Consider the following 14,636-nt stretch of genomic DNA (forward strand, 5'->3'; position numbering starts at 1 on the left):
AGGATAATGAGTACAATTACACTTATGAAAGCGCATTCATAGTTTGTGCTGTGTAAACATTAGAAAAAGGAGGCTATATCCATTTTGCGAAATTTGAAAAGATGTCTTTCTCTAACACTCATTACTGCGATGGTTTCCTCATCCGTCAGTTTTGCAACAACAGCTGTTGCGAGTGAGCCTAACTCCGAGTCCGAGTCGCAGCTTGCTCCAGCTGGGCTGAATTACGATCAATACCCGGCGTTGAAGGACGTGTATAAGGATTACTTCAAGGTTGGTACGGTCGGTTCCTTGGCCGGTCCTAGGTCGGGCCTTATTAGTTACAATTTTAATGCGTACACACCAGAGAACGAGATGAAGCCCCAAAGCGTGCAGAACGTCAAAGGCAATTATACCTTTGATACCTTGGACGAGCTGCTGAACAATGTTACCGACTTGTCCAGCGGTATTGCACTAATTGGGCATACACTGGCGTGGCATTCGCAGACACCAAACTGGATGTGGGATGCGCCTAATTTCGATCGGGATACCGCGCTGGACAATCTTAATACCCATATCGACAGTGTCCTTGGCAGATATGGCGGTCAGCTTTACAGCATTGACGTGGTGAACGAAGCCATTGGCAAGGCGATCCCAAGTGATTGGAAGTCCTCCTTGGATAAAGGGGAGGGCTGGTCTCTAGCTCTTGGCTCGGATTGGGTTGAGCTTGCTTTCCTAGAGGCGGCTAAAGTAATTGACGAGAACGGCTGGGACACTAAGCTGTACTACAATGATTTTGGCCTCGACAGCGAAGCCAAAGCCCAAACCGTATACGCGATGGTTAAGGAAATCAACGAGAAATACGCCGGTACACGTCCGAACGGCAAGCCATTAATTGAAGGCATTGGTATGCAGGAGCACTACAACAGCAGCACGAAGCCCGAGAATGTAGAAGCTTCCATTAAGCTGTTCGCAACCTTACCGGGCGTGAATGTGAGTGTCACTGAGCTTGATATGGAATGGCCTAACCTGGGTTCTCTCACTTCGGAGCAGGCTGTGGCGCAAGCCCAAAAATACGCACAGTTTTTCCAAATCTACAAGAAATACGCCGCGGGTCCGGCGAATACCACGGATAACCCGAAGGTTATCGAACGCGTGACGTTCTGGGGCTCAAATGATGGAGACAGCTGGAAGCATGACGGCTTACCGCTGCTCTTCAACGCTCCGAGCGGAACGGACATAACAGCCAAAGAAGCGCTGGTAGCGGTTCTTGATCCCGACACTTATCTTGCGGGCAATCCTATTGTAGATGAGCCTGAACAGGAGCAAAAAGAGCCTGTCGACGGTATTCATGTCTATGATACAAGCAAAGGGGACTCTTGGTCCGGCGCAAATATCATCTTGGGCAATAACGCAAGCGCGTGGCCTTGGTCAACGGCGGGCGAGGATGGCAAAGCAGCCTTCAAACCCGAGAAAGATGCGACGTATCGTATTTCGGTTAATTTAACATCACTTGGAACTAATGCTATACGTATGCGTTGGCTGAAAGATGATACAAACGGCTCCTTTACTTCGGCCGATGCGGCAGCAGTCAACAGTCATCCCTATTCGGCTGACCAGGTCGCCACTTCATTACCTGCCTACTTCAACAGTGGCATGTCGACTGGCAACAGCTACACCTTAGTGAATGAAATCAAGCTCGACGGCTCCCAAGCTGCCGATGGTCTGATTGGCAACATTGCTATACGCGGAGGGGCAGGCGGCAATAGCTTCTCTATCAATTGGATCAAAGTGGAGAAAATTAGTACCGGCGATGCGTCCGATAAATTGCTGGTTAATTGGCCGGATGGTATGCCAAAGGCCGGAACGCAAGGCGTCCATATTTACAACACGAATAACGGAGACAGTTGGTCTGGTGCGAACATCGTTCTAGGCAATAACGCGAGCGCATGGCCATGGTCAACGGCAGGCGAGGATGGCCAAGTGGCCTTCACTCCTGAGAAAGACTCGGCGTATCGGATCTCCGTCAATTACACCTCGATGGGTACAAATGCTATACGCGTGCGCTGGCTCAAAGATGAATCAAACGGAGGCTACACCTCGGCCGATGCCGCAGCAGTTAACGCTCATCCGTATTCAGCCAGCCAAGTTGCTGCTGCAATACCTGCTTACTTCAACAGTGGTATGGTGAATGCCGGAACCTATACGTTAACTAGTGAAGTTACAATGGATGGCACCCAGCCTGCTGATGGCCTGATTGGCAACATCGGCATCCGCGGAGGAGCAGGCGGCAACAGTTTCTTGATTAACTGGATCAAAGTAGAGAAGATTGGTTCCGGCGGTGCAGTTGATAAGCTGCTTGTTAATTGGCCGGAAGGAATCGACGATCCAGGCACAGAGCCTGGAGAAACCGAAGAGCCTGCGATCGTAATCCCGCCTTCGGGCCAAACTTATGAAGCATATCCGGCGCTGAAGGATGTCTACAAAGATTACTTCACTATGGGGATTTTTGGCGCAGGCGAGAATAATGCCTTGATCCACAATTTTGCCTCGTTTACGCCTGGCAATCAGATGAAGCCTGAAAGCACGCAAAATGTTAAGGGCACTTTTACGTACGACAGCACAGACAATATGTTCAACAACCTTACTAGCCAGAACCAGGACATGCTGTTCTATGGGCATACGCTGGCTTGGCATTCGCAGACACCTACGTGGATGTGGGACGCGCCGCCTGCAAGATATGGACAGCCAGGCACGTTCGACAAAGACACCGCCTTAGCCAATCTCAATAATCACATTGAGAATGTACTTGGTTACTACGGTGGACGTCTTACAGGCATCGACGTAGTTAATGAAGCTGTTGGCACAGCGAATCCGAACGACTGGAAAGCCTCGCTTGCTAAAGGAGAGGGCTGGTACATGGCGCTAGGCTGGGAGTGGGTTGAGCTCGCATTCTTGAAAGCGGCCAGCGTGGTGGACAGTCATCCAGATTGGGATGTCAAACTGATCTACAATGACTTTGGTCTTGATTCACCGAGCAAAGCTCGAGTTGTCTATGAGATGGTTAAGGACATTAACGAGCGTTACGCTGGCGTTCGTCCAAACGGCAAGCCTTTAATTGAAGTCATCGGTATGCAATCGCATTACAACCTAACCACAAGTGCGGAAGATGTCGAGAATTCCATTAAGCTGTTCGCGACGCTCCCAGGTGTCAGTATCAATATTACTGAGATGGATATTGGCAGCCCGCCTGTTGGTGTTCTCACTCCAGAGAATGAGAACAACCAGGCTATGAAGTTTGCTGAGTTGTTCCAGATTTACAAAAAGTATGCGACAGGTTCAGCCAACAAGACGGACAACCCGAAAGTTATCGATCGCATAAGTATTTGCGGTGTGAGAGATGCAACAACTGGCTGGCGTGCTGGCGAATTTGCACTGCTGTTTACTTCGGAAGGGCTGGCCAAAGATGCGTTGGTGGCGGTTCTGGATCCTGCTGCGTATCTTGGAACTCATGAATACATTGAGCCGGAGACTGGTCCGAAGCAAGAGCCGCTTGACGGTGTCCATGTCTATGACGCTGGTAATGGAGATGCTTGGACCGGCGCGAATATCATCCTAGGCAATGACGCGAATGCGTGGCCGTGGTCGACGGCTGGTGAGGATGGCAAAGCAGCCTTCACACCGGAGAAGGATGCGAAATACCGTCTTAGCTTCAACTACACCGCGAAAGGGACGACTGCCCTTCGTGTTCGTTGGAGCAAAGATGATACAAACGGCGGTTACACCGAGGCTGATGGAGCGGCCGTCAATAGCCATCCGTATTCAGCTAGCGAAGTAGCTGCAGCACTACCTGCGTACTTCAACAGCGGCATGGTGAATATGGGAAGCTACACCTTAACAACAGAAATCCAATTGGATGGTTCACAGCCTGCCAATGGCCTGATTGGCAATATTGCCATCCGTGGCGGCGGCGGTGGCAATGCCTATACGATCAACTGGATTAAAGTGGAGAAGATTGGTGCCGGCGGCACTGCTGATCAACTTCTGGTTGACTGGCCGAAAAAAGTCGAAGTTCCAGCTGCACCTGCAGCACCGACTAATGTTTCCGCACAAGCGAAGAGCACAAGCGAGATTGAAGTCAGCTGGACAGCTGCGGACAACGCAACGGGCTACAATGTTTATCGTTCTGCTTTCGCAGATGGTGAATATAGCAAAGTGAATACAAAGTTGATTACCGAAACCAATCTCCGTAATAGCGGCTTGTCCGCATCGACTACCTATTTCTACAAGGTGATGGCTGTCAATGAGGCAGGTGAATCCGAGCTATCCGCTGCAGCGCAAGCGACTACGAATAAAAGTACGAATTCGGGGACTTCTCCATCAACACCTACAGATCAAACTCCTGTGAAGCCTGGTGAAGTGAAGGCAGAAGTTGATGCAAATGGTAATGCCAAAGCTTCAGTCACAGCCGATGATGTGAAAAAAGCTCTATCTGAAGCGCAGGCTGGTACCCTGAAGTTACAAGTTCAAGATGTCCAGAATATGAAGCAGGTTACGGTCTCTATACCGGTTGATCAGGTGGAAGCAGCCAAAGAAGCAGGCATTAAACGTATCGAGATTTCCTCCGGATTCGCGTCTGTACAGCTGCCTGTATCGTTATTCGAAGGCACGGCAAGTCATGCAAATGTTGAATTAACCATAGCTAAGGTGGACAACAGTACGTTGCCCCAAGAAGTGCGCGGAGTCGTAGGGATGAACACTGTATATGACTTCAACCTGAGCGTTAATGGTGTGAAAATCACCGACTTCGGTCAAGGTCAACCGGTGAAAGTAGCGGTACCTTACACGCTTAAGCCTGGTGAAAACCCGGGTCAGGTCGTGATCTACTATTTGACGGATGATGGCAAGCTCGAAGTGATCAAGAATGGCCGTTACAACAAGGATACGGGCATGGTGGAATTTAACGCGAAGCACTTCAGTAAATACACCGCCATCGCCAATCCCGTACATTTCAACGATGCAAAAGCAGTCGCATGGGCAAGTGAAAGTATTGAGGGACTAGCTGCACGTGGAATTGTAAATGGAGTTACAAAAGATTCATTTGCACCAGGCAATTCGGTTACAAGAGCCGAGTTTATCCAAATGTTAATGCTGGTGCTTGACCTGAACCAGGTTAACTCAATAAGTACTTTCTCGGATGTTAAGCAAGGCGCATGGTATTATAACTCGATCGCTTCAGCTCAGCAGCTTGGTATCGTGTCTGGACTGACTGATGGATCGTTTGGCATCAACAACAAGATTACTCGTCAAGAGATGGCTGCTATGGCATATCAAGCGATTCAGAAAGCAGGAATTATGCTGTATGAGGAGAATCCGGCATCTGGCTTCCGCGACGCGCAAGACATTGCAAGTTATGCCCAAGAAGCGGTGACTGTTATGAATCAGGCAGGCATCATCAAAGGCGTCGGCAACGACAAGTTTGATCCTAAGGGAACAGCAACTCGTGCTCAGGCGGCAGTTATTCTGTATCAATTGTTAATGAAGTCACTATAATTTCGAATCCGCAAGGATAAAAGGAAAGCACCCTACAGACTCTGGTCTGCAGGGTGCTTTCGATTTTAAGCCAGTTTAAAAGGATTGTTCTAGCAGTTCCAAAGGTAAAAAGGCGTAATCCCCGTGCCTCAGAATGTCGCCTTTGCGAACAGGGATAGGACACTTGAAGAGAGGGCCGTCGATGACGGTGGTATGGAACTCGCCGCCTTCTCCACAAGGGTCAATATCACGGGCTTGTAATTCTTTTATGTAGTCGTGAGTTAATGTTCGTCCCAAATCTTCTTCCCGCATTCCGAGCGACAAATTGACAGTGACCACAATGGAGGTAAATCCGAGATTTATAAACTCCTCGACAGCGTCTAGATGATCCATTTCCCATAACGGCATTCCAAGTTTAAGGCCTGCGATTTGAGTAACCTTGTCATGCCAGCAGTTGTCGATAGGCATATCTAAGTCTCCTGTGACTAACACTTCAGCACCTTGACGCTTAGCTTGTTCTAATAGAGTTATAAATTTATTCTCATAATCATCCCAGCTTGCAGCAGTTGTATAAACAGGCAAGCCAATTGATTCAGCTTGAGCGCGGATAAGCTCAGGAGGCATGCCATGGGATCTGGAACGTTTTCCTTCTTCCTCCATCATGACGATAAGTCCGATTGGTTCTCCAACCTTCATTGATTTATACAATGCCAGGACGCTGTCTTTTCCCCCGCTAAATGAAGCTATAAATTTATGCCCGTGAGCACCATTTTTCCAGTTCACCGTCTCGTTCATTCCTATCTTTCTCCTTTATTATTATGCTTTGTGAATTGTAACATATAGCGATACCCTTTTTAATTCGCCTGTATCGGACTATCTAATTCTTTTTTTCGGCCTAATGTATTTGTGCCAATTACCCCAGCTATAATCAGTACGGAGCCGATCAGGTGATATACCGTCACTTCTTCTCCAAGGAATAGCGCTCCGGCCGTCATGGATACGATGGTAGAGAGATTGGCAAATACGCTCATTCTCGACGCTTCCATCTTGGACAGAATGTAGTTGGACGTTAGTGCTGTGACCAGCGAGGATACTACACTTAAGAATAGGATTGATCCGATAAAGGTGCCGCTGGTGAGAGGTGCGAATAAGTGATGAAGGGTTCCCGCGGACGCATGGCTGGTGAACGAAGTGATTAGGAAAAAGACGAAGCCAATTCCCATCATCAAATAAGTGATTTCAGCCGGCTTGAACTGCTTCGACAGCGAGCGGGCCAGAACGGTATATCCTGCAAATGCAACGCAAGTCAGTAATAACAACGAGATCCCGAGCAGGTTGGACAGATCAATACTGCTGCCTTTCATGACGAAGATAAAGACAACACCAAACACCGACAGAAAGATCGATAGTTTCTGCAAAACGTTAGTTGCCTCTTTCAAAAATAGGGAGGCAATGATCAGCGTGACGACCGGGGTGAACGCGTACAAAATGCCTCCTTCCGCTGAGCTGGCATGCTGAAGCCCATACCCCTGAAGGGTGAAGAATCCAAGCGGGTACATCGTTGCCAGCAGCAGTACTTTGTATAGCGGCTTGTTCCTGTATGAAAGCTTAACCCAGCGAAAAGCTACCGGTATGGACATAAGCAGAAACGAAATGGCAAAGCGGAAGGCCAGCGTGTCGAGCGGGCTGGCGTAATCGAGTACGATTTTGGCAAACAAAAATGATAATCCGATAATGACCGCGTTAAGCACGGCGAGGAAATAAGGAAGTCTTATTTTCTTTTGATTCATGGTGCATCATCCTCTCTAACTCACGGAAGCGTGTTCGCGAACGTTTTAATCCGTTGATTAGAAGATAAGTTATAATAGTAAACCAAACAATGTCATTTTACCCGAACTGTATCGATACAGTTGGCTGGAGGGAATAGGGGGACAGAGTGAAAAAATACTTTTCGATATTATCGGATATGGAGGATAAGATTCGGCAGGGGACCTATCATCCCGGTCAAAAACTGCCTTCTGTCCGAAGTGCTGCGGAAGTCTATGGATGCAGCATCAGTACAATTACGAGGGCATATGCGGAGCTTGAGAAGCGCCACGTTATCTATTCGGTTCCGCAAAGCGGCTTTTATGTCGTTGTGAAGCCGGGAGATTGGCGCGATAACCGGGACAGCAAAATGATCTACTTTGCTACAGTATTACCGGATCTGGACGCGTTCCCGTATTTGGATTTTCAGCATTGTCTTAACAAAGCGATTGATATTTACAAGTACGATTTGTTTACTTATGGCGATCCGCTAGGACTGGAGTCCTTTCGTCACACGCTTGTTTCTCATTTGGCCAATGATCAGGTATTCACCAAAGCGGAGCGTATTATCGTCACCTCAGGAGCGCAGCAGGCGCTTGAAATATTAGCGAAAATGCCTTTCCCAAATGGCAGAGAAGCGGTATTGGTAGAGCAGCCGAGCTATGATAGGTATTTGCGATTTTTGGAGAGAGAGGGCACACCCGTGTATGGCATCGCTCGTACGGCGGCAGGTATAGATCTGCAGGAATTGGAGCGATGGTTCAAGAGCGGCAAAATCAAATTTTTCTATACCATGTCCAGGTATCATAATCCGCTAGGCACCTCTTATAGCGTGGATGAGCGAAAGGCTATAGCGAAGCTGGCTGGCAAATATGATGTGTTTATTCTAGAAGATGATTACATGGCGGATTTGGGCTCAGACCGGCAAATGGATCCCATTTATGCCAGTGATGGGGGAGAGCATGTCATCTATGTAAAGAGTTTCTCTAAAATCATCTTTCCAGGCTTAAGAGTAGGTGCAATCGTATTGCCGGAGCGGCTGCTGAAGCCTTTTTATGCTTATAAAATATATCCTGATACCTCGCTGTTATCCCAGGCGGCGCTTGAAGTATACATCAAGAATGGCATGTACGAGCGGCATAAGCATAAAATAGGCAGCCTGTACGCGTCACGCATGCTGGCTTTGAATGAATCAGTGGAGCGGTACAATGAACCGGGGCTGATGGAAGTGCCTGATATCCGATCAGGCATCTATACGCATTTTAAGCTGAGGCCGGAAGTTAATGTTGACCGTCTCCTAAAACGGCTTGCTGAGCGTCATATTAGTGTTGTGCCAGGTAAAGGGTTCTACTTAGAAAATTATCTAGAGCGGGAGAAGTTCCTGCGGATCAGCATCTCCCAGACACAACCTGAGCATATCGATGAAGGGGTTAGAGTGATCGTGGAGGAAGTGAAAAGGGGCAGCCGCTGAAGGATGAATCGTTCAATAACTGCAAATAATTGGTGCCTTCCTACATTCATGCTGTCCTGGCCAATTGATAGGATGAAGAAAAGGAGGGGTAATCATGAATTTTCGTAACGACCTCACTCTAGAAAACCACAAAGTTGTTCTTCAGCCTTTGCAGTCCAGGCATGTGAAGGAGTTAGCTCAATTGCTCAGTGATCCGAGAGTTTGGGAGCTGACTTGGCGAAAAAACAATACGGAGCAAGCGATTGAGTCTGCTCTTGAATCTGCATTGGTAAGTAGAGCAGAAGGAACGCAGCTTCCTTTCGCTATTATCGATAGAGCCAGTGGACGTTTGGCAGGGACGACACGGCTTGGTGATTTGGATCTATCCAATCGAAACGTTGAAATCGGATGGACATGGCTTTCTCCAGAGTTTTGGGGCAGGGGGATTAATTCGGCTTGCAAGTTGCTTCTCCTTCAGTACTGTTTCGAGGAGCTGGGTGTGATCCGGGTTCAATTTTCCGCCAGCGGCAAAAATGTAAGATCGCAAAGAGCGCTGGAGAAAATCGGGGCAATAAGGGAAGGTGTGCTTCGCGGGCATCGACTTGATGCAACCGACGGAGGTACGCTTCATGATAATGTCTTCTATGGTATTTTGGAAAAAGAGTGGCCTCTTGTAAAGGATCGGCTCCTTGAGATGGATGAGGCCGGTAGCGGCGGATAAAAGAGGAAGTTATGAACCGGGAGTCTCCTTGATGGAGATGTCCCGGTTCTTATGGTTATAAGGCTAAGCTGCGGGGAATAATATTGTAATACTGTCCATCGAAATGAGTGATAGAAATGAAGGAAGTTACCTTTAAAGCCTATGCGATTACGAATGAAATTGATTTGAACCAAATCGCCATCCATTGCGGAATTCCTAAGAAATACACCTGGGAGCAGCCTTTGATCTTGAAAGGTGATATTCTAGCGGCCATCCTGAAACGTCCAGTAGACGGTTCACAGCAGGTACTAGTGTTTTCCTTCGGCAGTATTGTCTTCGTTAATTATTCACGACCTGAAGATATAAAGAGTTTTTTGAGTTATGTCCAGGCCTTCGAGCCGGACATCAATATTTCGAATATAGACCGATATACCGATGATTACCGTCTTCATTACGGCGAGATCGAGACGATGGAGTTAACCGATGAATACGTGGAAGTACCTGAATATGAGGAGTTTCATCCTGAGCTTATAGCCACGGTACTGGCGAAATCGGTTGCGCTGGAGAAGATTGAAGAGCAGCTTGGGAAGATCCATGACAAGCTTGAGAACATGATTGAACGGCTGGAAAAAGGAAGGCTCAGAATCGGCAACAAGGAACTGGCCAGGACGACGGCCATCATCTTGCGTTACGAGTACAACACCCTTGGTTATATCATGATTTTGGACAAGCCTGATATAACATGGAGTATTAGCCATGCCGGCGAATTTTATGATAAAATGCTGGAGTTTTTTGAGCTGAATGATCGATATAAAATTTTAAAAAGTAAAACAGATCTTTTACATCACATCATGGAGGGGTTCTCCACGATCAGCCATTCGATACGGGGGTTATTTGTAGAATGGATCATTGTTATCCTTATTGTTATTGAGGTTGTTCTGACCGTATTGCAGATTGCGGGATTGCTGCCATAAAGGGTTTTGCCCGTTGGACGGAGAATGACTAATCGACTGACAAAATGCCGAATCGAATACGACCTCAGTATTCCATATGGAGGATCGAGACGATGACCATTAAAGAGCAGACGATCGTAGCGTCTACGGGCAACAAAATCCTGACCAAGGATAAAGAGATTCGTATCGTTGGGAAAATGGATGAACCGCTTATTTTGATCCTGGAAAATGTATTAAGCTCCGAGGAATGCGACTTGATGATTGACTTGGCTACAGCTAGAATGCAGCGAGCCAAAATAGGGAACTCTCACGATGTTAGCGACGTTAGAACTAGCAGCAGCATGTTCTTCGAGGAAAGTGAAAATGAAAGCATTAAACAAGTGGAATCCCGAGTTGCTGAGCTGATGAATATTCCGGTCTCTCATGCGGAGCCGCTGCAAGTGTTACGTTATCAGCCTGGTGAACAGTATCATCCTCATTTTGACTATTTCACAAAAGGTAATGACGTTAATAATCGGATCAGTACGCTGGTGATGTATCTGAATGATGTGGAAGAAGGCGGGGAGACGTATTTCCCATCGCTTCATTTTTCGGTCACACCTAAGAAAGGCAGTGCCGTTTACTTCGAATATTTCTACAACGATGCCCACTTAAACGAATTAACGTTACATGCGGGTCATCCTGTAGCAGCCGGAGAGAAATGGGTCGCCACCCAATGGATGAGAAGACAAAGATATCGCTAAATTTTTCAAATAGACAAGAAGGCCGGGATCCCGCTGAGGATTCCGGCCTTCTTTATTAGCGGCAAGTAAATTTTAGGAATATCCGCTAATGTCCGGAGTTGAATGAACGGATCTGTGTTACAATGATGCTTTGTGAGTGCTAATTAAGGTTTATATAAATGATTGGAGATAAATAATAATGAGTTTGTTAACAGTAGAGCAGTTATCGCATACGTTTGGCGATCGGGTGTTGTTTAGGAATGTGTCTTTCCGTCTGCTTGAGGGGGAGCATGTTGGGCTTGTTGGTGCGAATGGTACAGGTAAATCTACGCTTATGAATATTTTGACAGGTAAGCTGCTCAAGGACGAAGGCAAGGTGGAATGGACGCCGCGTATTCGTTACGGTTATTTGGACCAGCATACGAAGCTTGAAGCAGGGAAGACAATTCGTGATGTTCTGAAGGATGCATTTCTGCCGTTGCTCGTATTGGAAGAGGAGCTTAACGACATTGCTGCGCAAATGGGCGATGCCGATCCGGATAAGCTGGAGCAGCTGTTAGAACGTATGGGTGAAATTCAAGAGGAGCTTGAAATCGGCGATTTCTACTTGATCGATGTAAAGGTCGATGAAATGGCCAACGGCTTAGGCCTTAATGCAATCGGGCTTGACCGCGATGTTACCGCACTAAGCGGCGGACAGCGGACGAAGGTTCTGCTTGCCAAGCTGCTGCTTGAGAAGCCAGGCGTTCTGCTGCTTGATGAGCCTACCAACTATTTGGATGAAGAGCATATTAACTGGCTGACCAATTATTTGAAAAACTATCCGTACTCGTTTGTTCTGATCTCTCATGAAACTGGCTTTATGAATCAGGTTGTTAACGTGATTTATCATCTTGAATTTACGAAGATGACGCGTTACTCGGCCAACTATGAGAAGTTCTTGGAGATGTCTGAGCTGAACAAAGCGCAGCATATCGACGCATACGAGAAGCAGCAGGATTATATTAAGAAGCAAGAAGAGTTTATTCAGAAAAATAAAGCTCGTGCTTCAACCTCTGGACGTGCGAAAAGCCGTGAGAAGCAGCTCGTCCGGATCGATCGTATCGATAAGCCGGAGGAAGCGGCAAAGCCAACCTTCAACTTCAAAGAGTCTAGAACCAGCGGCAAGACGGTATTTGAAGCTGAGGGAATGGTCATCGGCTATAACAAGCCGCTGCTGCCTAAGATGGATATGGTTATTGAGCGAGGCGACAAGATTGCAATCGTAGGCTGCAACGGCGTTGGTAAGTCGACGCTGCTTAAGACGATTCTTGGTGTTATTCCACCACTGGATGGCAAGACTTATCTTGGCGATTATTTGACTCCTGCCTACTTCGAGCAGGAAGCGAAGGCGCCTACGATGACTCCGCTGGAGGATGTATGGGATGAGTTCTCCTTCATGAACCAACATGAGGTTCGCGCAGCGCTTGCCCGCTGTGGTCTGAAGAACGAGCATATTACACGTGCTCTGAATCAACTTAGTGGTGGAGAACAAGCGAAGGTTCGACTTTGCAAGCTGATGATGCGAGAGAGTAACTGGATCCTATTCGATGAGCCGACGAACCATTTGGACATCGTCGCTAAAGCCGAATTGAAGCGCGCTCTGAAAGCTTACAAAGGTACAGTCGTACTCGTCTCTCACGAGCCTGATTTCTATGAAGATTGGGTAACAAAAACATGGGATGTTGAATCTTGGGCTATGCAGAGCCAAAGATAAAAAATAGATGGAATTGGGAGGCAGTCACGAATCCGTGATGTGCCTCCCTTTTTTGTTGATTACGACCCAACATTTTGCCAAATACATAAGGACATTCCCATTGGGGCCGGGCTGAGCTATGATACCCTCAAAGTCACTATAGTAACGGGAGGTATTACAGTGGATCGACCAAACATTCTGCTTATTACTAGCGATCAGCAGCATTGGAATACGATAGGGGCATTTAATCCAGAGCTTCATACGCCTAATTTGGATCGGTTAGCGAAGGAAGGGACGACGTTCACTCGGGCCTATTGCCCAAATCCGACCTGTACACCTACACGGGCATCCATCATTACCGGGACATATCCAAGTCAGCATGGGGCGTGGACGCTTGGTACAAAGCTGCTCGAAGACCGTAAGACAATTGGGGCAGATTTCTCAGAAGCGGGCTATAAGACATCGCTGGTTGGCAAAGCTCATTTTCAACCGCTGCACAGCACGGAGGAGTATCCATCGCTGGAAGCCTATCCAACGCTGCAGGATTTGGATTTCTGGCGTAACTTTAATGGTCCGTTTTATGGCTTTGACCATGTCGAGCTGGCGCGTAATCATACGAACGAAGCACATGTAGGGCAGCATTATACCCTCTGGTTGGAGGAGAAAGGCTGCGATAACTGGCGGGATTACTTCCTAGCACCAACAGGGACGATGGATCCATCAATTACACACACTTGGCCAATCCCAGAAGAGTTCCACTATGATACGTGGATTGCCGAACGAACCAACGCTCTTCTTACACAATATAAGGAGGCTAACGAGCCATTCTTCTTATGGTCGAGCTTCTTTGATCCGCATCCTGACTATCTTGTACCCGAGCCTTGGGATCGTATGTACGATCCCGATAAGCTGACGATTCCGGGAGTGATCCCAGGGGAGCATGATCAGAATCCACCGCATTTTGGGCAAACACAGCAGGAGAATCCAGACTTCTCTCACTTGCTGGAGACAGGGCGGGCGATTCATGGCTATCAATCACATCTGCTGCCGGAAACGGAACGTAAGCAGCTAGTAGCGACCTATTACGGGATGATCAGCCTTATGGATAAGTATATCGGCCGTATATTGGATAAGCTCGACGAGCTGGGGCTTGCTGACAATACGATTGTCGTGTTTACGACGGATCATGGTCACTTTTTTGGCCAGCATGGCTTGCAATATAAGGGAGGCTTCCATTATGAAGATCTAATCAAGCTTCCGTTTATTGTTCGTTATCCGGGTCAAGTTCCCGCAGGGCAGCAGTCGTCTGCGATCCAGTCTCTTGTTGATTTGGCTCCGACCTTCCTTTCTATGAGTGGTCTGGGCATTCGTCCGGAGATCACAGGGGTTGATCAAAGTGATGTTTGGCGTGGCAAAAGCTCTTCAGCGAGAGACCATGCAATCTGTGAATTCCGGCATGAGCCAACGACCATCCATCAGAAAACTTATGTGAATCAACGTTATAAAATCACCGTGTACTACAATCAGACATACGGCGAGATTTTCGATCTGGAGAAAGATCCTGGCGAGCTGCGTAATTTGTGGGATGACCCCGAGCATCAAGCTTTAAAAACAGAGCTGCTGCTGAAATACGTTTGGGCAGAGCTTGGGAAGGAACCAATGCCGATGCCTCGTATTTGGCATGCGTGATCCGGGACAATAACGTGTAGCTATACAAGAGCGAGTTAAGTATCCTTAAGTAAGAGTCAGAATCCTAGGGGAG

General features: G+C 47.6%; 9 protein-coding genes. 7 read left to right on the plus strand and 2 right to left on the minus strand.

Going from position 1 to position 14,636, the window contains the following annotated elements; translation table 11 throughout:
• Nucleotides 1-84: 84 nt before the first annotated feature.
• A complete protein-coding gene (locus tag FHS17_RS11395; protein ID WP_167278522.1) occupies nucleotides 85-5,529 on the plus strand; it encodes an endo-1,4-beta-xylanase in 5,445 nt (1,814 codons plus the stop codon).
• A gap of 75 nt (nucleotides 5,530-5,604) precedes the next feature.
• Here the strand turns inward: FHS17_RS11395 and FHS17_RS11400 are convergent, their stop codons facing one another.
• Together FHS17_RS11400 and FHS17_RS11405 are read right to left on the minus strand one after the other, a co-directional pair.
• Nucleotides 5,605-6,303, minus strand: a complete 699-nt coding sequence (locus tag FHS17_RS11400; protein WP_167278523.1) for a Dph6-related ATP pyrophosphatase — start codon at nucleotides 6,301-6,303, stop codon at nucleotides 5,605-5,607.
• A 59-nt stretch (nucleotides 6,304-6,362) separates the two neighbouring features.
• A complete protein-coding gene (locus FHS17_RS11405) occupies nucleotides 6,363-7,298 on the minus strand; it encodes a DMT family transporter (RefSeq protein WP_167278524.1) in 936 nt (311 codons plus the stop codon).
• Between the two features lie 146 nt (nucleotides 7,299-7,444).
• On the opposite strand from FHS17_RS11405, the gene FHS17_RS11410 reads away from it, so the two are divergent.
• From FHS17_RS11410 to FHS17_RS11435, 6 genes are all read left to right on the plus strand, one after another.
• Nucleotides 7,445-8,785 carry an aminotransferase class I/II-fold pyridoxal phosphate-dependent enzyme gene (locus FHS17_RS11410; protein ID WP_167278525.1) on the plus strand — a complete coding sequence of 447 codons (1,341 nt, stop codon included), beginning with the start codon at nucleotides 7,445-7,447 and terminating at the stop codon, nucleotides 8,783-8,785.
• A 94-nt stretch (nucleotides 8,786-8,879) separates the two neighbouring features.
• On the plus strand, nucleotides 8,880-9,485 hold the full coding sequence (locus FHS17_RS11415; RefSeq protein ID WP_167278526.1) for a GNAT family N-acetyltransferase: 606 nt from the start codon (nucleotides 8,880-8,882) through the stop codon (nucleotides 9,483-9,485).
• 116 nt (nucleotides 9,486-9,601) lie between these two features.
• Nucleotides 9,602-10,438: an RMD1 family protein gene (locus tag FHS17_RS11420; protein ID WP_167278527.1), complete on the plus strand. Its 837-nt coding sequence runs from the start codon at nucleotides 9,602-9,604 to the stop codon at nucleotides 10,436-10,438.
• Between the two features lie 92 nt (nucleotides 10,439-10,530).
• Entirely contained in the window at nucleotides 10,531-11,160 is a 630-nt protein-coding gene (locus FHS17_RS11425; protein WP_208420330.1) for a 2OG-Fe(II) oxygenase, read from the plus strand.
• Nucleotides 11,161-11,338: 178 nt separating this feature from the next.
• On the plus strand, nucleotides 11,339-12,895 hold the full coding sequence (gene abc-f, locus FHS17_RS11430) for a ribosomal protection-like ABC-F family protein (protein WP_167278529.1): 1,557 nt from the start codon (nucleotides 11,339-11,341) through the stop codon (nucleotides 12,893-12,895).
• Between the two features lie 159 nt (nucleotides 12,896-13,054).
• Complete coding sequence (locus FHS17_RS11435; protein ID WP_167278530.1) at nucleotides 13,055-14,563, plus strand: sulfatase-like hydrolase/transferase; 1,509 nt, start codon at nucleotides 13,055-13,057, stop codon at nucleotides 14,561-14,563.
• The last annotated feature ends 73 nt before the right edge of the window (nucleotides 14,564-14,636 follow it).

This window comes from Paenibacillus lupini (assembly GCF_011761355.1).
Classification (GTDB): Bacteria; Bacillota; Bacilli; order Paenibacillales; family Paenibacillaceae; genus Pristimantibacillus; species Pristimantibacillus lupini.

Coding starts and splice junctions, on each gene's coding strand:
- FHS17_RS11400 (WP_167278523.1), bottom strand. CDS start 6,303: ATGAACGAGACGGTGAACTGGAAAAATGGTGCTCACGGGCATAAATTT.
- FHS17_RS11405 (WP_167278524.1), bottom strand. CDS start 7,298: ATGAATCAAAAGAAAATAAGACTTCCTTATTTCCTCGCCGTGCTTAAC.
- FHS17_RS11415 (WP_167278526.1), top strand. CDS start 8,880: ATGAATTTTCGTAACGACCTCACTCTAGAAAACCACAAAGTTGTTCTT.
- FHS17_RS11420 (WP_167278527.1), top strand. CDS start 9,602: ATGAAGGAAGTTACCTTTAAAGCCTATGCGATTACGAATGAAATTGAT.
- FHS17_RS11425 (WP_208420330.1), top strand. CDS start 10,531: ATGACCATTAAAGAGCAGACGATCGTAGCGTCTACGGGCAACAAAATC.
- abc-f (WP_167278529.1), top strand. CDS start 11,339: ATGAGTTTGTTAACAGTAGAGCAGTTATCGCATACGTTTGGCGATCGG.